General features: G+C 64.7%; 16 protein-coding genes. 11 read left to right on the top strand and 5 right to left on the bottom strand.

Going from position 1 to position 22,494, the window contains the following annotated elements:
- Positions 1-22: 22 nt before the first annotated feature.
- On the bottom strand, positions 23-3,019 hold the full coding sequence (locus E3T38_RS09665; protein WP_370449021.1) for an Rne/Rng family ribonuclease: 2,997 nt from the start codon (positions 3,017-3,019) through the stop codon (positions 23-25).
- A 307-nt stretch (positions 3,020-3,326) separates the two neighbouring features.
- Between E3T38_RS09665 and E3T38_RS09660 the strand changes: the two genes are divergently transcribed.
- Complete coding sequence (locus E3T38_RS09660; RefSeq protein WP_166805491.1) at positions 3,327-3,926, top strand: vitamin K epoxide reductase family protein; 600 nt, start codon at positions 3,327-3,329, stop codon at positions 3,924-3,926.
- Positions 3,927-4,000: 74 nt separating this feature from the next.
- On the opposite strand, the gene ndk is transcribed toward E3T38_RS09660, so the two are convergent.
- From ndk to ileS, 4 genes are all read right to left on the bottom strand, one after another.
- Positions 4,001-4,423: a nucleoside-diphosphate kinase gene (gene ndk / locus E3T38_RS09655; protein WP_134548045.1), complete on the bottom strand. Its 423-nt coding sequence runs from the start codon at positions 4,421-4,423 to the stop codon at positions 4,001-4,003.
- Positions 4,420-4,842 (bottom strand): DUF4233 domain-containing protein, encoded by a 423-nt coding sequence (locus E3T38_RS09650; RefSeq protein ID WP_241984406.1) that lies wholly within the window; start codon positions 4,840-4,842, stop codon positions 4,420-4,422. Before E3T38_RS09650 ends, ndk begins: the two co-directional genes overlap by 4 nt.
- A complete protein-coding gene (locus E3T38_RS09645) occupies positions 4,839-6,209 on the bottom strand; it encodes a folylpolyglutamate synthase/dihydrofolate synthase family protein (protein WP_134548260.1) in 1,371 nt (456 codons plus the stop codon). The genes E3T38_RS09650 and E3T38_RS09645 overlap by 4 nt, the downstream gene beginning before the upstream one ends.
- A gap of 115 nt (positions 6,210-6,324) precedes the next feature.
- Positions 6,325-9,780, bottom strand: a complete 3,456-nt coding sequence (ileS, locus tag E3T38_RS09640) for an isoleucine--tRNA ligase (RefSeq protein WP_370449018.1) — start codon at positions 9,778-9,780, stop codon at positions 6,325-6,327.
- A 344-nt stretch (positions 9,781-10,124) separates the two neighbouring features.
- On the opposite strand from ileS, the gene E3T38_RS09635 reads away from it, so the two are divergent.
- From E3T38_RS09635 to E3T38_RS09590, 10 genes are all read left to right on the top strand, one after another.
- Positions 10,125-11,828 (top strand): ABC transporter substrate-binding protein, encoded by a 1,704-nt coding sequence (locus tag E3T38_RS09635; protein ID WP_134548042.1) that lies wholly within the window; start codon positions 10,125-10,127, stop codon positions 11,826-11,828.
- Positions 11,829-11,914: 86 nt separating this feature from the next.
- The gene (locus tag E3T38_RS09630; protein ID WP_134548259.1) at positions 11,915-12,853 is read left to right on the top strand and encodes an ABC transporter permease; all 939 of its coding nucleotides are present in this window, start codon (positions 11,915-11,917) and stop codon (positions 12,851-12,853) included.
- Entirely contained in the window at positions 12,850-13,710 is an 861-nt protein-coding gene (locus tag E3T38_RS09625) for an ABC transporter permease (protein WP_104199101.1), read from the top strand. Before E3T38_RS09630 ends, E3T38_RS09625 begins: the two co-directional genes overlap by 4 nt.
- Entirely contained in the window at positions 13,707-15,428 is a 1,722-nt protein-coding gene (locus E3T38_RS09620; protein WP_134548041.1) for an ABC transporter ATP-binding protein, read from the top strand. Before E3T38_RS09625 ends, E3T38_RS09620 begins: the two co-directional genes overlap by 4 nt.
- A gap of 127 nt (positions 15,429-15,555) precedes the next feature.
- Positions 15,556-18,150 (top strand): valine--tRNA ligase, encoded by a 2,595-nt coding sequence (gene valS, locus E3T38_RS09615; RefSeq protein ID WP_134548040.1) that lies wholly within the window; start codon positions 15,556-15,558, stop codon positions 18,148-18,150.
- A gap of 8 nt (positions 18,151-18,158) precedes the next feature.
- Positions 18,159-18,605 (top strand): GNAT family N-acetyltransferase, encoded by a 447-nt coding sequence (locus E3T38_RS09610; protein ID WP_134548039.1) that lies wholly within the window; start codon positions 18,159-18,161, stop codon positions 18,603-18,605.
- 3 nt (positions 18,606-18,608) lie between these two features.
- On the top strand, positions 18,609-18,878 hold the full coding sequence (locus E3T38_RS09605) for a hypothetical protein (protein ID WP_134548038.1): 270 nt from the start codon (positions 18,609-18,611) through the stop codon (positions 18,876-18,878).
- A gap of 79 nt (positions 18,879-18,957) precedes the next feature.
- Positions 18,958-19,908 carry a hypothetical protein gene (locus E3T38_RS09600; RefSeq protein WP_134548037.1) on the top strand — a complete coding sequence of 317 codons (951 nt, stop codon included), beginning with the start codon at positions 18,958-18,960 and terminating at the stop codon, positions 19,906-19,908.
- A 10-nt stretch (positions 19,909-19,918) separates the two neighbouring features.
- The gene (locus tag E3T38_RS09595) at positions 19,919-20,281 is read left to right on the top strand and encodes a GntR family transcriptional regulator (protein WP_134548036.1); all 363 of its coding nucleotides are present in this window, start codon (positions 19,919-19,921) and stop codon (positions 20,279-20,281) included.
- A 91-nt stretch (positions 20,282-20,372) separates the two neighbouring features.
- Positions 20,373-22,436, top strand: a complete 2,064-nt coding sequence (locus E3T38_RS09590; protein WP_134548035.1) for a M3 family metallopeptidase — start codon at positions 20,373-20,375, stop codon at positions 22,434-22,436.
- Positions 22,437-22,494 lie beyond the last annotated feature (58 nt).

Raw genomic sequence — 22,494 nt, 5'->3', positions numbered from 1 at the left:
TCGCCTGACCTGGCGCCGCGGCCTAGTCACCCGGCGGCAACTGGCTCGGTGCCGACGCAGACGTCGCCGTACCCGTCTTGCTCAGAATGGCTTGCCCACCAGAACCTCCGGCGGTCGTGACGCGGCGGCTGCGCGCGCGTCCCTGACCGGGAAGTTTCGGCTCGGGCAGCGAATCCAACACCGAGTCCAGCAGCTGGTCAGTGACCTGCTTGCTGGGGCGCCGCGCGGTACGCGTCGCCTTCTTCACCGGAATGTCGAGGATATCGACGGACTCCGATATATCGGCGACGAGCGACTGCACGGCGACGGGCGACTGCACGGCCGGCGCCCCAGCCGGCAGGGCGCTGCGACCACCGCGGGTGCGGGGCGCCCCTGCCATGGCGACGGTGCCGACGAGTGGCTCGGTGACCGGCGTAGCCAATACGGCTGCATCGGTCTGTTCCGTGTTGGTCTGACCGATGTTCCCCGGCTCGGCGCCCGTCTGTTCCGTTGCAGCCGGCTCCGTGCCGGCCTGCTCCGTGCCGGCCTGCTCCGTGCTGGCCTGACGGGCACGAGCTTGTTCGGACCGCGACTGCTGGCCGCGCCCGCCCTGACCGCGCGAACGAGACTGACGGCCTCGTGAACGCTCGGCGGTCGTCGGTTCGACCGCTTCGGTGCTGGCGGGTCCAGCGCCAGCCAGCTCGGTGCTGGTCAGTTCCGTGCTCGCCTGCACAATGCCAGCCAACTCGGTGCCAGCCAGCTCGATACTGGCAGCCTCGGTGCTGGCAGCACCGGTGCTGGCCGGTGCGACCTTCGCTGCACCAGCATCAGCATCCGCTGCCCGCGTATCCGAAGCTGGGATGATCGCGATGGAGCCGGTGCGGGTGATGGTACGAGCGGCGATCAGCGCGAGGGCCTGCTTGGCGTCCTCCGTGATGCCGTGGGTGCCCTGCCCGCTTTTCGGCGCGTCGAACCCGGCGCTGCTGCCGGAATGCGCGTCACGGTTGAAACCGTCGCGCTGGCCCGAATTGTCGCGGCCGTTTCCCGAACCGTTGTTTCCTCCACCGTTGGTGCCCGCCGCATTGCTGCTGCCCTTGGCGCGCGGACGGCGTTCCTGCGGCGGCTGCGCGGTCTGGCGGTGTTTGGTGACCGGGTCGTGGTGCACGATGATGCCGCGGCCGGCGCAGGACTCACAGTCTTCGCTGAACGATTCCAACAGTCCGAGGCCGAGCTTTTTGCGCGTCATCTGAACGAGCCCGAGCGAGGTGACCTCGGCCACCTGGTGCTTGGTGCGATCTCGACTGAGGCATTCGATCAGCCGGCGCGACACGAGGTCGCGGTTGGACTCGAGCACCATGTCGATGAAGTCGACCACGATAATGCCCCCGATATCGCGCAGGCGCAGTTGGCGCACGATCTCTTCAGCCGCTTCGAGGTTGTTCTTGGTGACGGTCTCTTCGAGGTTTCCCCCACTGCCGACAAACTTGCCGGTGTTGACGTCGACGACGGTCATGGCCTCGGTGCGGTCGATCACAAGGGATCCGCCGGACGGCAACCAGACCTTGCGGTCGAGGGCCTTTTCGATCTGCTCCGAGATGCGGAACGCATCGAAGGAATCAATCTCGCCCTCGTAGGTTTCAACGCGCTCGAGCAGATCGGGAGCGACCTGGCTGAGGTACGTCTCAATCGTGGACCGCACGTCGGGGCCGGCCACGACCATGCGCTGGAAGTCTTCGTTGAAGACGTCCCGCACGATTTTGATCAGCAGGTCGGGCTCGCTGTGCAGCTCGGCGGGCGCCTGCGCGGACTCGACCTGCTCAGCGATGTTCGCCCACTGCTCACGAAGCCGGTTGACATCGACGGTGAGCTGCTCATCGGTTGCGCCCTCAGCAGCGGTGCGTACGATCACGCCAACGTTGTCGGGGAGTACCTCTTTGAGAATCTTCTTCAGGCGGGCGCGTTCGGTGTCGGGAAGCTTGCGGCTGATGCCGTTCATCGAACCGTTGGGTACATAGACCAGGTAGCGGCCAGGCAGGGAGACCTGGCTGGTGAGGCGGGCGCCCTTGTGCCCGATCGGGTCTTTAGTGACCTGCACGAGCACCTGGTCGCCGGGCTTGAGCGCGAGCTCGATGCGGCGGGCCTGATTGTTGCTGCCGGAGTTCTCGGCGGCAGCATCCCAGTCAACTTCACCGGAGTAGAGCACAGCGTTGCGACCACGCCCGATGTCGACGAAGGCGGCTTCCATGCTTGGGAGCACGTTCTGCACGCGCCCGAGGTAGACGTTGCCGATGAGGGAGGCGTCCTGGTTCTTGGCGACGTAGTGCTCGACCAGCACGCCGTCTTCAAGCACACCGATCTGGATTTTATTATGCTTGGCGCGCACGACCATGAGGCGGTCGACGGACTCACGACGGGCGAGGAACTCTGCCTCCGTGATAACCGGGCGGCGACGACCGGCGTCACGGCCGTCGCGGCGACGCTGCTTCTTTGCTTCGAGCCGGGTCGATCCCTTGATCCGCTGAGGTTCGGTGATGAGTTCGGGTTCGCGCGGGGCGCGCACCTTGACCACCGTGTTGGCGGGGTCGTCGGTGCCTGATCTGTTCTCATCGCCGGTGCGCCGACGGGCTCGACGACGAACCGTCGTCGCCTCTTCTTCCTCGTCGTCATCCAGATCGCGCTCTTGCTGGTGCGACTCCTGCGCCGAGCGGATACCCGTGCGTGCCATCATCGGCAGAATTTCCGGTGCCTGGAACAACAGGGACAACGACGGGCGTGCGGGTGCCGCTGCCTGCGCGACTGGTCCGTCGCTCGCCGTATCGTTTGCCGACGTAGCACCGGTCATCTGCTGCGCTCCGGTGACGTTGTTGTACTCCGCGATGGTTGTCTTGGCGGGTACAGGTTCAGCGGTTGCAGGCTCAGCGGTGAATGACGCTGCCGGGGCCTCGATCGCTGGTTCTGTCGAACGGGTGACCGGCGCCTTCCGAGTTGATTTGCGAGGGCCGAACAGGCTCTTGCGTTTCTTGTTTTCGTTGTCTTCCACCATCACTGGTGCGCTCCTTGACCGCTGTGGATGACCGCGCCATCCACCGGTTACTCTCTCGTGCGGGATTGTCACCTTCGTGACGATTCCGCGAACTTTTTTTACTTCGGCAACCGGCGTTGCCCCCTGTTGCTGATCGGGGACTGTGCTCTGGCTGCAAATACTTCGGATCGTGGGACCCTAATTCTGGGCGACTATTGCCCAGGCAAGCTTCTTTGGCGTCTGCTTGAGCGCGGCTCAACGACTACCAGTGATTATCGCATGTAATCGCACAAACCCACGCAGCACGCGTGGCATAATCGCAAGCGTGCCTCAGACAGAGCGTTCTCAGCGTCCAACCGGCCTGGCTATTTTCCTGATCATCGCCGGATTAATCGCACTCGCAGCGGCATTCGCCCTCACACTCGACAAGATCCACCTGCTGGAGGATCCGAACGCTCAATTGAGTTGCAGCTTCAGTGTTCTCATCGGATGCGCGACCAACCTCGCCTCGCCCCAGGGCGCAGTGCTCGGCTTTCCGAACCCGCTGATCGGGCTCATCGCCTGGAGCGTGGTTATCACGATCGGCGTCGCCATTCTGGCCGGGGCCAAATTTGCCCGCTGGTTCTGGATCGGACTGAACGTTGGTATGCTCGCCGCGATTATTTTCGTGATCTGGCTGATCGCCCAGAGTATTTTCGTGCTTGACGTACTGTGTCCGTGGTGCATGGTGACCTGGGCGGTGACCATTCCGGCCTTTTTGGCTGTGACGCTGTATAACTTCACGGTGGGCAATCTGCCCGGTAGGGCATCCGTTCGCCGCGTGGCCGACGCCGCGTATTCCTGGATATTCGTCATAACCATCGTCTGCTACATCGTGTTCTTCATCGTCGCGCAGGTCAACATGGACGTGTTGAATCGGCTGTGACGCACTGGTGCAGACAGAAGTGGCCCGCCTCACTGATGAGACGGGCCACTCCTGGCCTACCGGATGCTGTTCGGTCAGTCGAACCAGAGCGCGAGCTCACGCGCGGCCGACTCGGGCGAGTCCGAGCCGTGCACGAGGTTCTGCTGGACTTTGGAGCCCCAGTCACGGCCGAGGTCACCGCGGATCGTGCCGGGCGCGGCGCTCGTGGGATCGGTCGTGCCGGCCAGGGCGCGAAACCCCTCGATGACCCGGTTGCCTGCGACGCGGAACGCCACGATGGGCCCACTTTCCATAAATTCGACGAGGGGCTCGAAGAATGGTTTGCCCTCGTGCTCGGCATAGTGTGCCGCGAGAAGCGAGCGGTCAGGCTCAACCAGCTTCACGTCAACCAGGGAGTATCCCTTGGCCTCGATGCGACGCAGGATCTCGCCGGTCAGGTTGCGGGCAACGCCGTCGGGTTTGACCAAAACGAGGGTTTCTTCGACCGTGGTGTTCATTCAATCTCCTTCTGATGATCTATTCGTGAGCCGGTGACCATGCAGTACGTCCACATGGCAGCAAAGAGTGCGCCAACAAAAAACATGGCCGGGGTGATGAACCCGGTAGCGATGATGACCGCCTGCAACAGCCAGCCGATCGGGTAGGACCAGCGAAAACGGAGCAGTGCGATCAGGACGACCATGGCCAGGCACAGCAGCACACCGCCAATGATGACAGTCAGCGGTGAGACCGGACCCGGCTCGGTCGCCACCGATACCAGCCCGAGGGTGACCACCGCACCGAGAAATACGACGATGGTTTCGAAGCCGAGCACGATGGTAGCGAGCGTGCGTTTTACCGAGCGCGGGCCGGGCGACCGGCGAAACCGACCTGCACCCGAGTCAGCGTCTGCATCGTCGGCGCCCACGGAGCTCATTTCTCCATCCATTCGCCGGCGACCGCCAGGGTGATCGCTTCGCCGACGAGCACGATCGACCCGGTGACGAGCACGGCACGCTTGGGGGCCTCGGCGGCCCACTCCCGCGCGCTCTCCAGCGCGCCGGCCAGGTCGTCGAAGCGAAACGTGACCTCATCGCTCGTCCACGCGGCGATGTTGTCAGCGAGGTCGTCCATGCGCGCGGCGCGCTCGGAGTGCGGCTCCGTGACGTAGAACCGGTCGACCTGGGGAGCGAGGGCGGCAATGATCCCTTGGGCGTCCTTGTCGGCGAGAATCCCGACAACCACGGCGATTTCATCGAAGTCGAAGTAGTCCTCGAGGGCGGCGGCGAGAGCGGCGGCGCCGTGCGGGTTGTGCGCGGCGTCTACGAGCACGGTCGGTTCGATGCCGACGAGCTGCAAGCGACCGGGCGAAGTCGCCGTGCCGAGCCCTTCGGCGAGCAGGTCGCCGACCAGTGCCTGGCTGCCCGCGCCGAGGAACGACTCGACGGCTGCGATGGCCAGCGCCGCATTGTGGGCCTGATGGGTGCCGTACAGCGGCAGGAACAGGTCCGTATAGGTGCCGGCGAGACCCCGAACCGAGATGACCTGCCCGCCGACAGCGACGGTACTGGAAATCAGTTCGAAGCCCTCGTTCTCACGCGCGAGTGTCGCCTCGCTCAGCTCGGCGGCACGGTTGAGTTCGGCCTGCACGTCGGCGCTCTGCGCTGCGGAGACAACGGCGGCTGCCGGCTTGATGATGCCGCTCTTGGTGCGGGCGATCTCGGCGACGGTCGTGCCGAGTCGCAGGGTGTGGTCCAGCGCGATGGGCGTGAACACCGCGACCTGCCCGTCGGCGACGTTGGTGGAGTCCCACTCGCCGCCCATCCCGACCTCGATCACGGCCACGTCCACCGGCGCGTCAGCGAAGCAGGCGTACGCGAGCACGGTGAGCGCCTCGAAGAAGGTCAGCGGCACTTCACCGGCGGCATCGAGTTCGGCGTCGACGAGCTGCAGGTAGGGCTGGATGTCGGCCCAGTTAGCGGCGAGGATCTGGTCGCTGATCGGCTCGCCGTCAATGACGATGCGCTCGTTCAGCCGCACCAGGTGCGGGCTGGTGAGCAGACCAGTGCGCAGCCCGTAGGCCCGAACAATGCTCTCGACCAAGCGGCTCGTGCTGGTCTTGCCGTTCGTGCCGGCCACGTGGATGATCGGGTACGACCCCTGCGGGTCGCCGAGAAAATCGAGGGCGCGCCGGGTCGGGGCCAGGCGCGGCTGCGGCTGCGATTCCCCCACCCGCTGCAATAATTCAGCGAAAACAGCGTCGCCTGCTTCGCGAAAAGCGTCAAGCGGAGCCGGCTGGTTCATCGGCTCCTCGTCGTCGCCGCGCCCGGTGATGTTCTTCCAGTCAGTGCTGTCGTCGGCGGGTGCGCCGTCGGCGGGTGCGCCGTCGGTGGGGGTGTCGTCGGTGGGGGTGTCGTTCTCAGACAAGGATGGCTCCGTTCACGCGCGCGACGGCCACGAGGACGGCGCCCTGGTTGACATAGTGGTGTGCTTCAAACCGAACGTAGTGTTCGACGGGAGCGCCGACGCGAGCCTCGAGCCACTCCGACGGCAACTCCGCAAGAATTTCCCCGGTTGACAGACGATGAGTGGTGAAAGTCGTGGCGAGTGTCTCGGCCGCCACATCGACCCCGAGGGCGAGGTCGAAGGATTCGGCATCCGTTTCGCTCTGAAAGACCAGATCGAGACGGATGCGGTCGCTCACCGAAAAACCGGCCGCCTTGCGGGTGTCCTGCACGGCGCGAATCAGGTCGCGGGCGAAACCCTCAGCCTCAAGTTCGGGCGTGGTGTTCGTCGCGAGAAGCGCAAAACCGCCGCCGGGCAACAACGCCAAGGCCGTACCGCCGTCAGTACCGACGTTGTTCGCTTCGAGGGTCAACTCGAATTCGCTCGCTTCGAGCGCGATGCCACCGGCCGTGACGACGCCGTCGGACTCGCTCCAGTCACCGGCACGCGCGGCCTTGATAACGTGCTGCACCTGCTTACCGAGGCGAGGACCTGCAGCCCGGGCGTTGACGACGAGCTTGCTCGTGACACCGTAGGCGGCGGCACTGTCATCTTCGAGCTCGATCAGTGTGACCATTTTCACGTTGAGCTCATCGCGGAGGATTCCGACGAACGCCGAAAGTGCGGCGGTATTGCCGGTGACGACGGTGAGGTTGGTCAACGGCAGGCGCACGCGCAGGCCGGCCTGCTTGCGAAGCGATAACACGGTGCTGCTGATCAGGCGCACCTGGTCCATCGCGCCGACCAGGTTCTCGTCGGCGGGGAACAGGGTGGCGTCCGGCCAGTCCTCGAGGTGCACGCTGCGACCGCCGGTCAGGCCCTGCCAGATGCGCTCGGTGACCAGCGGCAGCAGCGGCGCGGTGACCCGGCAGACGGTTTCGAGAACGGTGTAGAGGGTGTCGAAGGCTTCGTGGGCGGTAGCACCTTCGGCCGCTCCACCCCAGAATCGGTCGCGTGACCGGCGCACGTACCAGTTGGTGAGAACGTCGGCGAAGTCGCGCAGGCGAGCAGCCGCGACCGTACTGTCGAGCGCTTCGAGATCGGTCGTGACACCAACAATCAGGTCGCGGGTCTTGGCGAGCAGGTAGCGGTCGAGAACGTCGGTGGAGTCGGTGCGCCACTGTCCTTCATAGCCCCGTGCGTCGGAGCCGGTGGCACCGTCGGTTCCTGAGGCGTTGGCGTAGAGCGAAAAGAAGTACCAGGTGCTCCACAAAGGCAGCATGACCTGGCGGGCAGCCTCGCGAATGCCCTCCTCGGTGACGACGAGGTTGCCGCCGCGCAGCACCGGCGAGCTCATCAGGAACCAGCGCATGGCATCGGCGCCGTCGCGGTCGAAGACCTCATTGACGTCGGGGTAATTGCGCAGCGACTTGCTCATCTTCTGGCCGTCGTTGCCGAGCACGATGCCGTGGCTGACCACGTTTTTAAACGCGGGCCGGTCGAACAGTGCAGTAGAGAGCACGTGCAACAGGTAGAACCAGCCGCGGGTCTGCCCAATGTACTCGACGATGAAGTCGGCCGGGTTGTGCGCCTCGAACCAGTCCTTGTTCTCGAACGGGTAGTGCACCTGGGCGAACGGCATCGAGCCGGAGTCGAACCAGACGTCGAGCACGTCGGTAATGCGACGCATCGTGGACTGGCCGGTGGGGTCGTCGGGATTCGGGCGGGTGAGTTCGTCGATGTAGGGGCGGTGCAGGTCGGTTGGGCGTACGCCGAAGTCGGCGGCCAGTTCGTCGAGCGAGCCGTAGACATCCGTTCGGGGGTAATCGGGGTTGTCGCTTTTCCAGACCGGGATGGGCGAGCCCCAGTACCGATTGCGGCTGATGGACCAGTCGCGGGCGTTGCCGATCCACTTGCCGAACTGGCCGTCTTTCACGTTCTCCGGAACCCAGTTCACTTCCTGGTTGAGCTCGACCATGCGCGGGCGAAAGTCGGTGACGCGCACGAACCAGCTCGACACCGCCTTATAGATAAGGGGGTTGCGGCAGCGCCAGCAGTGCGGGTAGGAGTGTTCATAGCTGGCCTGGCGCAGCAGCCGGCCGTTGGCTTTGAGCAGCGCGGTGAGCGGCTTGTTGGCATCGCTCCAGAGCGCTCCGGCAACCTCGGGAACGTCACTGAGAAACTTTCCGCCGTCGTCGAGGGAGAGGATGACCGGGATGCCGGCGGCCTCACCGATCTTCTGGTCCTCCTCGCCGTAGGCGGGCGCCTGGTGCACGATGCCGGTGCCGTCGCTCGTGGTGACATAGTCGGCGACGAGGATGCGCCACGCGTTCTGGGTGCCCCAGATCGATGCGTCGGCGTAGTAGTCGAACAGGCGGTCGTAGGAGACCCCCTCGAGTTCGCTGCCGAGCACGGTGCGCGATACGGCAGCGGATGCCTCCGCTGCACTCTCGTAGCCGAGGTCTTTCGCGTAGTTGCCGACCAGGTCGATCGCGATGAGGTATTCGGCGCCGAGTACTTCTACCGAACCTTGCAGGGCGGTGGAATCGGTACCCTCGCGCAGCACCTCGGCGTCGGGCGTTCCGTTCGGGCCGGCCGGCACCACGGCGTAGACAATTGTGGGGCCCACGGCGAGCGCGAAGTTCGTCGGCAGCGTCCACGGGGTCGTGGTCCAGGCCAGGGCCCGGACCGCTGTGAGGCCGAGCGCTTCGGCTTTGGCGCCGATCAGCGGAAAGGTCACGGTGACCGTCTGGTCCTGGCGCATCTTGTAGACGTCGTCGTCCATGCGCAGTTCGTGGTTGGAGAGCGGGGTCTGGTCGCGCCAGCAGTACGGCAGCACCCGGTAGCCCTCATAGGCGAGACCCTTGGTGTGCAGCTGCTTGAACGCCCAGATCACCGACTCCATGAAGGTGATGTCGAGGGTCTTGTAATCGTTGTCGAAGTCGACCCAGCGGGCCTGGCGAGTGACGTACTCTTCCCAGTCCTTGGTGTACTCGAGCACCGACTCGCGAGCGACGGCGTTGAACGCGGCCAGGCCCATCTCTTCGATTTGGCTCTTGTCGGTGATGCCGAGCTTACGTTCGGCCTCGAGCTCGGCCGGCAGGCCGTGGGTGTCCCAGCCGAAACGGCGGTGCACCTGCTTGCCGCGCATGGTTTGAAACCGTGGGAACAGGTCTTTGGCGTAGCCAGTGAGGAGGTGACCGTAATGGGGCAGTCCGTTGGCGAAGGGCGGTCCGTCGTAGAAGGTCCATTCCTCGGCGCCTTCACGCAGGTCGATCGAGGCCTGGAACGTGTCGTCGCTTTTCCAGAAGGCGAGTATGTCGGCTTCCAGCGCGGGAAAGTTCGGCGACGGAACGATGTTCGCGCCGGGCGTCGGCTCACTGTTCAGGGGGGTGCTGCCACTTGGGGCGTTGCGCTTCTTGGGGTACAAATTGCTTCTCCTACCGGGACGGGTCACAGGGGCCCTGCTCCACGAGGACGAACGATCCTGTAGAAATCGCCGCGGTACCACCTCGCTTGCCGCCCACAATTGCCGGGCGACCGCTTGTTCACAGGCTGTGACGGGCCCGACTCGTTCGGTTCTACTGAGCTGTCCACCCGGAGGTGAGCATCCGTTCTTCCGAAGACTTCCCGGTGATAGCCGGGTCACTGTCATTCGCGTTTGATTCTACCGGAACGCAGGCGGCGTTAGTGTTAAAGGCCGGTTCATTCGCACGAGGGGCCGGTTCAACGTGCTATCAACTCGGCAGCGAATGCCGGGGAAAGAGTTTGTGAATGCCTACCCGGCCCGCCTTCCACAGCCCCGCCCCAACTGGCACTCCGGCGCGAACCACTTCACGGCGCACTACTCGTGCGCTTGGTTCCCTCGCCGGCCTGGTCGCCCTCGGGCTGCTCGTAGCCGGCTGCACCGCGGCCGGTTCGACCAAATCGGTCGGTGAACCCAAAAGTGGCGGCACGCTCACCTACGCCTCGGGCGACGCCGAGCCAAGCTGCCTCGACCCGCACGTCGGCGGAAACTTTCCCCAGGCGCTGGTCAGCGCCCAATACCTCGAGTCGCTCGTCTCCCGCAACAGCACTGGCCAGATCATCCCCTGGCTGGCCGAGTCCTGGGTTCCGAGCGCCGACGGCCTGACCTGGGAATTCACCCTGCGCGACGACGTGACCTTCACCGACGGCACGGCTTTCGACGCGAGCGCGGTGCAGGCCAACATCGCTCATCTGCAAGACCCGACGACGCTGTCCTCCACCGGATATCTTGCCCTCGGCAAGGTCACCGGCACCGAGGCGGTCTCCCCCACCGTCGTGCGCTTCACCCTCAGCGAACCCGACAGTGCCCTGCTGGAATCGCTGTCCCAGCCGTGGCTCGCCATCGAATCGCCGGCGGCGCTCGAACGCAGCCAGGACGACAACTGCGCCGCCCCGGTCGGCACCGGCCCGTTTATCGTGGAGAGCTGGGTGAAGCAGAACGCCATCACCCTGGTGCGCAACGATGACTACGTTTCCCCGCCAGCGGATGCCAGCCATTCCGGTCCCGCCTACCTCGACACGGTTATCTGGCGGTTCATTCCCGATTCCGCTTCGCGGTACGCGGCCCTGCAGTCCGGCGAGGTCGACGTGATCGACAACGCCCAGCCCGACACGATCGTGCAGGCCGAGCAAAGTGATTCAATCGAAGAGCTCGATTCCCCGCGTCCCGGCTCTTCCAACCGCATCGAACTGAACTCGGGTCAAGCTCCCTTCGACGATGTACGCGTTCGAGAGGCGTTCATCCGGTCGGCGAACGTCGACGACGCCGTGTCGAGCCTGTTCCAGGGCACGGCGACCCGCTCGTACTCGGCACTGTCGAGCGTCGAGCCGACCGCCGTCTCAAACGCCGCCCTGTTCGCCTATGACCCGGCCGCTGCCGGCACCCTGCTCGATGAAGCCGGCTGGGACGAGACTGATGCCGACGGTTACCGCATCAAAGACAGCGTTCGCTTGACGGTGGAGTTTCCGGTGAGCACCAACCAGTCCATTCCCGCCGAACAGAGCATATTCGAGCAGATCCAGGCCACGGCGAAGGCCACCGGTTTCGAGGTAAAACTGCGCCCAATGGACCTTTCCAGCTGGTATGCCGCCCTTGCCAGTAACGACTACGACGCGGTCAGCGCGCCGTACACCAAGGTCGGCCCCGACGTCCTGCGCATCCTGTACCACTCCGACAGCATCGTGCCGGCACCGAGCGGCTACTTCGCCAATCTCGCCCAGGTCAATGACCCCGCGATCGACGAGCTGCTCACGACTGCTGCGACCACGGCGGATGCCGCAGAACGCGCGTCCCTTTATTCCGATGCCCAGGACCGCATTCTGGAGGGCTTCTACATTCTGCCGCTGTACGACCAGCAGAACCACTTTCTGCTGCGCAGCGACGTGATAGGTCTGCGTACCCTGCCGACCGTGGCCGTTCCCACGCTGTACGACGCGTGGCTGAACCGGTAGCGCCGGCCGGTCGCCCCGGGCCGGGCCGGGCTCTCCCCGACCGGGACAGCGCCAGCGCGCACGCGCGATTCCTCGCCGCGCTCGAGATGTTGGCCCTTGTGCTCCCCCGACTCGCAGCCCGACTGGCCGGAGCGGTCTTCGTGCTGTGGATGGTAGCCACCATTACGTTTTTTGCGGTGCGCCTCATTCCGGGTGACCCTGCCCAAGCCGTTCTGGGGGGCCCGGGATCGCAAGCCTCGCCGGAGGCGCTTGCTGCCGTGAGCGCCGAATATGGCTTCGACCAACCGGTGATCGTGCAGTATTTCGCCCAGCTGGGCCGGCTCATAACCGGCGACCTCGGGCGGTCGTATGCACTCAACATGGATGTCGGACCGCTCGTGCTCAGCCAGCTCGGCGGCACCCTGCTGCTGGCCGTTCTCGCCCTCGTCCTCGCCTGGCTGCTCGCCCTCGCCCTCGCCACCTGGTCGACCCGCGGTGGCAAAGTCGCCGCCCGGGTAGGGTCGAGCCTTGAAATCGTCGCGGCCGCGCTGCCACACTTCTGGCTCGCGACCTCGTTGATCGTCGTGTTCAGCATCGGGCTCGGCGTGCTGCCGCCAATCAGCACCGGCGACATCGCCGGGCTTGTATTGCCGGTTCTCACCCTGGCCGTTCCGCTGGCCGGATTTCTCGGGCAGATCATGCGCGAATCGCTCCTCGGCGCGCTGGAGAGCCCCTTCGTACTCTCGGCTCGCGCCCGCGGTGAGAGCGAGCGTGGTGTGCGCTGGGTGCACGCGCTGCGCCACGCCTCGCTGCCAGCGATCAGCCTCTCCGGATGGGCGTTCGGTTCCCTGATCAGCGGCGCGGTCGTCGTCGAGACCATTTTCGCCCGCCCCGGCCTCGGCCGCACCCTGCTCAATGCCGTCACCCTTCGGGACGTTCCGGTGGTGATCGGCGTGGTCATGATCGTCGCGGTCACTTATATCCTGATGACACTGCTCACGGATGCTGCCAGTCGCCTCGTTGATCCGCGATTGCGTCTGACATGAGCGACCTCGAAGTGCAGGCCGGCCTCGCGGCCCAATCCCGCCAGTCCGGCCCGTCGCGGCGTCTCGGGGTTGCCGAGGCAACGGCCGGCGTTCTCGCCCTGCTGCTGGTGGCATCAGCGGTGGTGCCACAGTTGTTGGCACCGGGCGACCCCCTCGCGATCGACCCGCTCTCGGCGTTCCAGCCGCCGAACTTCGCCCACGGGTTCGGCACCGACGAATCGGGCCGCGACATCTACACCAGAGTCGTGCACGGCACTCAGTATTCACTCGTGATCGGGGCTGCCGCTACCGCGATCGGACTGGGGCTCGGTATCGTGCTGGGCACCCTGGCTGGGATGCTGGGCCGTGTCATCGATTTCACTGTCAATCGGTTTCTTGAGGTACTTTTCGCTTTTCCGGGGTTGCTGTTGGCGCTTTTGTTCATTGTCATCTTCGGCCCCGGCGTGGTCACCGCGACGATTGCTGTTGGACTGTCGACAGCGCCCGGGTATGCGCGCATCATCAGGGCCCAGCTGATTACCGTGCGATCACAAGCGTTCGTCGAGGCGGCGACCGTGCTCGGCCGCACTCGGTGGCAGATTCTGCTGCGCCACATTCTGCCCAACACCCTCGCCCCCCTGTTCGTTCTCGCAACCCTCGGCATCGGCCAGGCCATTGTCTGGGCGGCAACGCTGAGCTACCTCGGGCTCGGCGCCGAACCGCCGACCGCAGAGTGGGGCGCCATGCTGTCGGCCGGGCGCACCTACATCACCTCGGCCTGGTGGATGAGTTTCTTTCCCGGCCTGTTCATCGTGCTGACCGCCGTGACCGCCACGGTACTCGGCCGCAGCATCGACCGGCGGATGAGGCACGTATGAATGGGCCGGTACTCGAAAGTGACAGTGCTGCCGCATTGACCGTGCGCAATCTGCGGGTTGGTTTCGGCTCGGCCGAACCGGTCGTTCGCGGTGTGTCCTTCGTCGTCGCCCCGGGTGAGTGCCTCGCCATCGTCGGCGAATCCGGCTCGGGCAAGAGTGTGACCGCCCGCAGCCTGCTCGGTCTGGCCGGTACGAATTCCCGGGTCAGTGCCGACCGGCTCGAGCTCGGCGGGCAGAACGTTTTGGGGCTGACCGATCGCGCATGGCAGGCCCGACGAGGCAAGGACGTCGGCCTGGTGTTACAGGATGCCCTGGTCTCGCTCGACCCGCTGAGGCCGATCGGCCGAGAGATCGCTGATTCGCTGCGGCTGCACACCACTCTTGGTGCTGCGGGCCGGGCACGGCGGGTGCTCGAGCTGCTCGACGCGGTCGGACTGCCGCAACCCGAATTGCAGGTGCGCAAGCTCTCGGGGCAGCTATCCGGCGGCGAACGTCAACGCGCTTTGATTGCGGCGGCGATTGCGTTGAACCCGCCGCTGCTGATCGCCGACGAACCGACGACGGCGCTCGACGTCACCGTGCAGGCGCAGATTCTGGCACTGCTTGAACAGATCACCGGTGCCGGCACCGCCGTGCTTCTGATCAGCCATGACCTGGCCGTGGTGAGTCGGGTCGCACACCGGGTCGCCGTCATGCACGACGGACAGCTCGTGGAAACCGGCCGCACAACACAGGTTCTGGGCTCGCCCCAGCACGAGCAGACCCGGCGAATGGTCGCCGCGATACCGGCCGACAAACCACGCGGCACGCGACTGAGTCCGTCCGCCAGGCCGGACACACCGAGCACTCCGGACACACCGAGCTTTCCCGACACACCGAGCTTTCTCAGCACCTCGGGCACTCTCAGCACCCCGACCAATTTCGGCGCTGAGGTTTCGCTCGAGAGCACCGTCGTGCTCGAAGCCATCGGGCTGTCGAAGAGTTTTCGACGCCCCGATGGCACCAGCCAGCTCGCCGTCGACGACGTCTCGTTCACGTTGCACCACGGCAGCACCCTCGGCATCGTCGGCGAATCCGGCTCCGGCAAAACCACGGTAGCGCGTCTGCTGCTCGCGTTGCTGGCGCCAGAGCACGGTGAAGTTCACGTCTTCGGCGAGCCGTGGAGCGCGGCCAGCGAAAAGACCCGGCGCGGACTGCGGGCATCCGTTGGGGCCATATATCAGGACGCCCTCGGCTCGTTCGATCCGCGCTGGAGTGTCGCCGAAATCCTCACCGACGCCCTGAACCTGCGGCACGAGCGCGGCGCACCGCACACGACGACGCGACTCACCAGCCTGCTCGACGAGGTCGGCCTTGCGCCGACCGTGCTGCCCCGACGCCCGCTCGAACTCTCCGGCGGGCAGAGACAGCGGGTTGGTATCGCCCGGGCGCTAGCCGGTCGACCCGAGATTCTCATCTGTGATGAACCCGTCTCCTCACTCGATGTGACCGTTCAGGCCCAAGTGCTCGATCTGCTTGACGACGTGCAGCGAGAGCGCGGGCTCAGCCTCATTTTCATCTCGCACGATCTCGGTGTCGTGCAACACATCAGTGATCAGATCGCGGTCATGCGTGACGGGCGCATCGTAGAAATCGGCCCGGCGGAGCGCGTCTTTGCCGCGCCACAGCATCCATACTCGGCGCAGTTACTCGCCGCAGTGCCCCGCGCACCCGTGTGAAACGAGCACATTCGCTCTGGGGAGGAAGGCCCCCGTTCGGGGAAAAAGAGCCGATCGGGTAGATTGGATGGGCACACTCGGGCACCTCACCATTCACACGGTGCCGAATACACCGAACCGGAGAGTTATGACCCACGCCGACCGCGTCCCCGAAAAGCCTGCGCTCGAAGGGCTCGAAACCAAGTGGGAGTCCCGCTGGGAAACCGACGGCACTTACCGATTTGCACGAGCGAACGCCACCCGCGAGACGATCTACTCGATCGACACTCCCCCGCCGACCGCATCTGGTTCACTGCACATCGGCCACGTTTTCTCGTACACCCACACCGATGTCGTTGCCCGTTTTCAGCGAATGCGCGGCAAGAACGTGTTCTACCCGATGGGCTGGGATGACAACGGTCTGCCCACCGAACGCCGAGTGCAGAACTTCTACGGCGTGCGCTGCGACCCCTCGCTCGGCTACACCGAGAACTTTGTTCCACCGTTCGAAGGTGGAGACGGCAAGAGTTCCAAGGCCGCCGACCAGTTGCCGATCAGCCGCCGCAACTTCATCGAACTGTGCGAAACCCTCACCAAAGAAGATGAGAAGCAGTTTGAAGCCCTCTGGCGTACCCTCGGCCTGAGCGTCGATTGGACCCAGACCTACCGCACCATCGGCCAGGAGGCGCTGTTCACCTCGCAGCTCGCTTTTCTTGGCAATGTCGAACGCGGCGAGGCGTACCAGGCGATGGCGCCGACCCTCTGGGACGTCACTTTTCGCACCGCTGTGGCCCAGGCCGAACTCGAAGACAAAGATATGCCCGCCGCGTATCACCGGGTGTCGTTTCTCAAGCCCGACGGCAGCACGATCGAGATCGAGACAACCCGCCCCGAACTTCTCCCGGCGTGCGTCGCCCTCGTCGCGCATCCCGATGACGAACGCTACAAGCATCTGTTCGGCACTACCGTGACGACGCCGGTGTTCGGTGTCGAGGTTCCCGTGCTCGCGCACCACCTCGCCCAGAAGGACAAGGGTTCAGGAATCGCCATGATCTGCACCTTCGGCGATGTGACCGACGTGGTCTGGTGGCGCGAACTCGACCTGCCCAACCGCGCCATCATGGGTTTCGATGGTCGCATCATCGCTGAAGCACCGGAGGCGATCACCTCCGTCGGCGGCCGCGATGCGTATGCGCAGCTTGCCGGGAAGACCGTGTTCGGCGCGAAGGCCGCCGTGGTTGAGCTTTTGAAAGCCAGCGGTGACCTGATCGGCGAGCCGAAGCCGATCGTGCACGCGGTCAAGTTCTTCGAAAAGGGTGACAAGCCGCTGGAGATCGTTTCGACTCGCCAGTGGTACATCCGCAACGGTGCCCGCGACGAAAAACTACGCGCGCGGTTGCTCGAGCACGGTACCGAGCTGGCCTGGCACCCTGAATTCATGAAGGTGCGCTACGAGAATTGGGTGAATGGTCTCACCGGCGACTGGCTCATCTCCCGCCAGCGCTTCTTCGGCGTGCCTCTGCCCGTCTGGTACCCGCTCGACACCGACGCCAACCCGGTGTTCGACCAGCCGATTGTCGCCACGCGCGACCTGCTGCCGGTTGATCCCTCTTCGGATGCCGCGCCCGGCTATACCGAGAACCAGCGCGGCGAGGCCGGCGGTTTCGTGGGCGAAGTCGACGTCATGGATACCTGGGCCACGTCCTCGCTCACTCCGCAACTTGCCGGTGGCTGGGAGCGAGACCCGGAACTGTTCCAGCTGGTCTTCCCCTATTCGCTGCGCCCGCAGGGCCAGGACATCATTCGCACCTGGTTGTTCTCCACCGTGCTGCGCGCCGAGCAGCAACACGGTGTGTCGCCGTGGCAGCATGCCGCGCTCAGCGGCTTCATCGTCGACCCCGACCGCAAGAAAATGTCGAAGTCGAAGGGCAACGTCGTTACCCCGGCCGACATGCTCGAAAAGCACGGATCCGACGCGGTGCGCTACTGGGCGGCATCCTCGCGCCTGGGCACCGACGCGGCTTTCGACCCACAGAACCCGACGCAGATCAAGATCGGTCGTCGCCTCGCCATCAAGATTCTGAACGCGAGCAAGTTCGTCTCCATGTCGCAGGGCAGTATTACGGCCCCGATCACAGAACCAGTCGACCAGAGCATGCTCGCCGGCCTCACCGCGGTCGTCGCCCAAGCCACGACCGCGTTTGAGAACTACGATCACGCGCGCGCGCTGGAGACCACGGAAAGCTTCTTCTGGACCTTCTGCGACGACTACCTCGAACTGGTGAAGGAACGTGCCTACGGCGAGCCCGGGCCCGGCCAGGCTTCCGCCGTTGCCGCGCTGCGCACTGCACTGGCTACACTGCTGCGCCTGTTCGCGCCGTTCGTTCCGTTCGCGACCGAAGAAGCCTGGTCCTGGTCGAACGACGGCTCGGTGCACACCGCGCCGTGGCCGGTCGCAGCCGATCTGCTCGGCAGTGACGAGGTTGCCACCGGTAATATCGCTCTGCTCGATCTGGCCAGCCGCGCTTTGACGGGAATCCGCCGTGCCAAAACGGATGCGAAAGCGTCGCAAAAGTCCGAGGTGGATTCCGCAGTAATATGCGGTGCTCCCGCCGAGATCGCCCTGCTCACCCTGGCCGCCGCTGATCTCAAAGCTGTTGGTCGCATTCACAATCTGACCTTTGTCGACGGCAGCGAACTCGCTGTGACCGACATCGTGTTCGCCACCGTGTTGGAAAGTTAGGAGACCAGATGTCAGTCACCGTTCGCCCACTGGGCGACAAGGACTTTTTTGCCTGGCTGGGCCTGTTCGAAGGCTACAGCGCGTTCTACGAAAGAGAACTGACCGATCAGAAAGCCCTGCAGGTGTGGAGCTGGATTATCGACACGAACAACGCCCTTGTTGGTGCCGTGGCGGTCAACGACGATGGTGACTTTGTCGGCTTTGCCCACTATCGCACCGTTCCGCGCACCCTTAGCGGCGACTTGGCGCTGTTCCTGGACGATCTCTATGTGGCCGAGGACGCACGCAAGCATGGCGTCGGCTCCCTTTTGATGGAATTCACCAAGACCTATGCCCGGGCGCACAAGCTGGCGCAGATTCAGCTCGTGACCGCCGCCGACAACTCAACCGCGCAAGTGCTCTACGACCAGCTCAGAACGCGTACCGACTGGGTCACCTACGAGATCGACGTCTAGATCATGCAGTTAGGCACCCGATGGGCCCTGGGCGGCACTCTGCCGGCGGGGCTGCCGCAGGTTGTTGAAATCGCCGTACGATCGGTCGAAGATGACGTCACGGCGCTGGCCGTCGACAGCAGCACCTGGCACTGGACCCTGACCTGGCTGGAGTCCAAACCGGTGATCGAACTCGACGATGGCACCATCATCCGGTTCAACCCGGTCGACGACAGCGCAACCATCACGCAGCCGTCCACCAACGTCGACGACGATGACGAGGAATGGATTTAGGGTCTCACGTGTAGCTGCGCGATGATACGCCTGCTAGCCTTTTGTGTATCACCTGAGTGATACACAAAAGGCGGCGTGCATGTTGTTTCTCATCTACTTCCTACTCGTTTTCCTGGTGGTCGGAATTGTTCGGGTGGGCAGCCGAAAAAGCCTGGCCCGTCTCGTCGTGACGGTTCCCGAGATTGGCACGGTGACCGCGCGCAGGTTCGCGCGCTCGATCATGCTTCGCAACGTCGGCACCCTCGCGGCCGGCGGAGTCGCGCTCTGGGCGCTCGACCGGGTCAACCAGGCGCAACCGGGCTGGTACGGTTTGCCGCTGATGCTGGCCCCCGGAGTCGCTGCGGCAATCGGCCTGCTGGTCTTCGCACTGACCCCTACTCGCATCGTGACCGACCGGCCCAAACGCCGCTCGGCCGACCTGGTGCCGCGCCGAGTGTGGACGTACGGACCGGCCTGGGGATTTCTGCTACCGCTTTGCGCTGCAGTCGCCGTGGTCGCCCTCGCGATCATCGCCGGCTTGACCGCAAGCGCGCCGCCTGACGGCGCTTTTCGTTCGATCACCATCGGATCACGCACAGCGGGCCCCTACCCGGGTTGGTATTACGGTGTGCCGTTGATCGGCTTGACCGTGCTGCTCGCCGCGGCGACACTGTTCGCACTCGGTCGACTCGCCTCGGCAGCGCGCTCAGAACAATTCGACGAGCTCGATCGGGCCGTGCGAGTTCTGGCCACGCGCGTAGTCATGCAGCTCAGTTCTGGAGCACTGTTTCTCTACTCCGGCGCTGTGTTGCTTGTCGCCGGCTGGGCCACGAGAAACGCTGCAATCACCTTCCTGCCCGCCGGGACTACCTCCGCTGTACAGCCAGCCGCCGCCTTCGGTCTCACCGAGCTGGTCGCCGGGCTGGTCGTCGCTCTACTCGGAGGGGTTCTGGTCAGCCTCTCGATCCTGGATGCCACCACGCAGCCACTCGGCCGCGTTTATCCGGCACGCGCCTCGACAGCGAATGCGGCATCCACTCAGCACTCATGAGCCGTGGCACATGATCACCATCGACGAAGACCAGGCCACACCGCCGTTTGAGCAGATTCGGTCCCAGTTGGCGGATCAGATCCGGGCCGGATCGCTCGTGGCGGACCAGCGCCTGCCCTCGATGCGCCAGCTCGCGACCGATCTGCGGATAGCGACGGGCACCGTCGCGCGTGCCTATGCCGCGTTGGAGACGGCGGGGCTCATCTCGACCAGTCGGGGCAGCGGCACCAGGGTGCGCGCCGGTCAGGGCATCGACGACGATTCTCGCGCGAGTGCGCGACTCTTCGCGCAGGCCCTACACCGACGGGGAGTCACTCTCGACGATGCGCTCAGCGCCGTGCGCGCCGAGTGGTCGCGCAGCAGTAACTCGTAACGCGGGCGGGTGAGCTGCTCGATGTCCGACATCGGCGTCATTACTTCTTCGCGCCGTCGGCCCCAAGGACCGTGTTGGCTAGTGTGGACGCATGGCTTCCACAGCGAACAACCCTTTTTTCACGCGCAGCACGCTGCCGTACCAGCTGCCGCCCTTCGCGTCTATTACCGACGAACACTATCGGCCGGCCTTTCTGCGGGGCATGACCGAGCAGCTCGCCGAAGTCAGCGCTATCACCGGCACAGCGGATGCGCCCAGTTTCGACAACACGCTCGTCGCCCTCGAGCGCAGCGGACAAATGCTCGCCCGTGTCTCCGCGGTCTTCTTCAACAAGAGTTCGTCCGACTCCAGCGACTTCACGAACGAGCTCGAAGAAGAACTCGCGCCGCTGCTGGCCGCCCACGCCGACGCGATCCGGCTCGATCCCGCCCTCTACGCGCGTCTCAAAGCCGTGCACGAGCAGCGCTCCAGCCTCACACTCGATGGCGAATCGTTGTACCTCATCAACCGCTATTTCACCGAATTCACACTGGCCGGTGCCGGCCTGAGCGATGACGACAAACAGTCACTGCGTGATATCAACTCGCGGCTGTCGACCCTCACCACCCGCTTCGAAAAGAACCTGCTGGCCGACACCAACGAGCTCGCCCTCGTCATTGACGACGTGGCCGAGCTCGACGGACTCACGGATGGCGAGATCTCGGCGGCGGCCGAGGCCGCTCGGGAACGCCAGCTCGACGGCAAATACCTGATCAACCTTGTGCTCCCCACCTCGCACCCCTACCTTGCGAGCCTCACCGACCGGGGGGTGCGCGAACGGTTGCTCGCGGCGAGCCGGGCCCGCGGCATCCGCTCGGATGCGACGGGAGCGGCCAACGACAACCGGCCTCTCGTGATCGAGATTACTCACCTCCGCGCCCAGCGCGCCCGCCTGCTCGGGTTTGACAGTCACGCCGCCTACGTGACCGCCGATGAAACCGCCAAATCACCCGATGCCGTCTGGGACCTGCTCGGGCGCCTCGCGCCAAACGCTGCCCGCAATGCCCGCGTGGAACAGGCCGACCTGCAGGCCGTGGTCGATGCCGAGGGCGGCGGTTTCGAGCTGGCTGCCTGGGACTGGGCGTTCTACACCGAGAAGGTACGGCAGGAAAAGTACGACGTGGACACCGCGGCCATGCGCCCCTACTTCGAACTCGAAAACGTACTGACCAATGGGGTCTTCTACGCGGCCAACCAGCTCTACGGGCTGACCTTCACGGCGAAGCCCGAATTGGTCGGCTGGCACCCCGAATCGCGCGTCTTCGAGGTCACCACCGAAGAGGGTTCTGCGCTCGGTCTGTACATCGGCGACTTCTACACTCGCGATTCCAAGCGCGGCGGAGCCTGGATGAACGCCCTGGTCTCGCAGTCAGCACTGCTCGGAACCGATACGACCGTGGTGTGCAATAACCTCAACGTGTCGAAACCTGCTGCCGGGCAGCCGACTCTGCTCACTTACGACCAGGTCACCACCCTGTTCCACGAATTCGGTCATGCCCTGCACGGGCTCCTGGCCCGCGCGACCTATCCCAAGTTCTCCGGCACCAATGTCTACCGGGACTTCGTGGAATTCCCCAGTCAGGTCAATGAGATGTGGATGCTCTGGCCCGAAATACTTTCCAACTACGCCCGTCACCACCAGACCGGTGAGGCGATGCCGCAGCAGTTGGTGGACCGCATCCAGGCGTCATCGACTTTCAACGAAGGCTTCCTGACCAGCGAGTATCTCGCCGCAGCACTCCTCGACCAGGCCTGGCACCGCATTGACGCCGACACCACCGTCGCCGACGTCGTCCGGTTCGAAGCGGATGCCCTCGCGTCTGTTGGGCTGGACAATCCGGCTGTTCCTACCCGCTACGCGAGCACGTATTTCGCGCACACATTCTCGGGAGGATACGACGCCGGGTACTACTCCTACATCTGGAGTGAGGTACTCGATGCCGACACCGTGGAATGGTTTAGGGAGAATGGCGGCCTGACTCGCGCCAACGGCGATCGTTTTCGTGATCGCCTGCTCGGAGTCGGCGGCACTCAGGATCCGCTCGAGGCCTACCGGCATTGGCGCGGCCGCGACGCCGATCTGCAGCCGCTGCTCGACCGACGCGGCCTCAATTAGGACAACCACATAGCGGGATGGGCCGCAGGCGGCGCCGAGCAAATACTTCCCAGGACCC

The organism is Cryobacterium sp. Hb1 (genome assembly GCF_004403585.1).
In the GTDB taxonomy this organism is placed as follows: domain Bacteria; phylum Actinomycetota; class Actinomycetes; order Actinomycetales; family Microbacteriaceae; genus Cryobacterium; species Cryobacterium lyxosi.
This window is presented reverse-complemented; position numbering and strand designations above follow the sequence as displayed.

Bases quoted from the DNA above. Each gene is read 5' to 3' on its own strand.
- ndk (WP_134548045.1), bottom strand. From the start codon at position 4,423: ATGAACACCACGGTCGAAGAAACCCTCGTTTTGGTCAAACCCGACGGC.
- E3T38_RS09650 (WP_241984406.1), bottom strand. From the start codon at position 4,842: ATGAGCTCCGTGGGCGCCGACGATGCAGACGCTGACTCGGGTGCAGGT.
- E3T38_RS09645 (WP_134548260.1), bottom strand. From the start codon at position 6,209: ATGAACCAGCCGGCTCCGCTTGACGCTTTTCGCGAAGCAGGCGACGCT.
- E3T38_RS09635 (WP_134548042.1), top strand. From the start codon at position 10,125: ATGCCTACCCGGCCCGCCTTCCACAGCCCCGCCCCAACTGGCACTCCG.
- E3T38_RS09630 (WP_134548259.1), top strand. From the start codon at position 11,915: ATGTTGGCCCTTGTGCTCCCCCGACTCGCAGCCCGACTGGCCGGAGCG.
- E3T38_RS09625 (WP_104199101.1), top strand. From the start codon at position 12,850: ATGAGCGACCTCGAAGTGCAGGCCGGCCTCGCGGCCCAATCCCGCCAG.
- E3T38_RS09620 (WP_134548041.1), top strand. From the start codon at position 13,707: ATGAATGGGCCGGTACTCGAAAGTGACAGTGCTGCCGCATTGACCGTG.
- valS (WP_134548040.1), top strand. From the start codon at position 15,556: ATGACCCACGCCGACCGCGTCCCCGAAAAGCCTGCGCTCGAAGGGCTC.
- E3T38_RS09610 (WP_134548039.1), top strand. From the start codon at position 18,159: ATGTCAGTCACCGTTCGCCCACTGGGCGACAAGGACTTTTTTGCCTGG.
- E3T38_RS09605 (WP_134548038.1), top strand. From the start codon at position 18,609: ATGCAGTTAGGCACCCGATGGGCCCTGGGCGGCACTCTGCCGGCGGGG.
- E3T38_RS09600 (WP_134548037.1), top strand. From the start codon at position 18,958: ATGTTGTTTCTCATCTACTTCCTACTCGTTTTCCTGGTGGTCGGAATT.
- E3T38_RS09595 (WP_134548036.1), top strand. From the start codon at position 19,919: ATGATCACCATCGACGAAGACCAGGCCACACCGCCGTTTGAGCAGATT.
- E3T38_RS09590 (WP_134548035.1), top strand. From the start codon at position 20,373: ATGGCTTCCACAGCGAACAACCCTTTTTTCACGCGCAGCACGCTGCCG.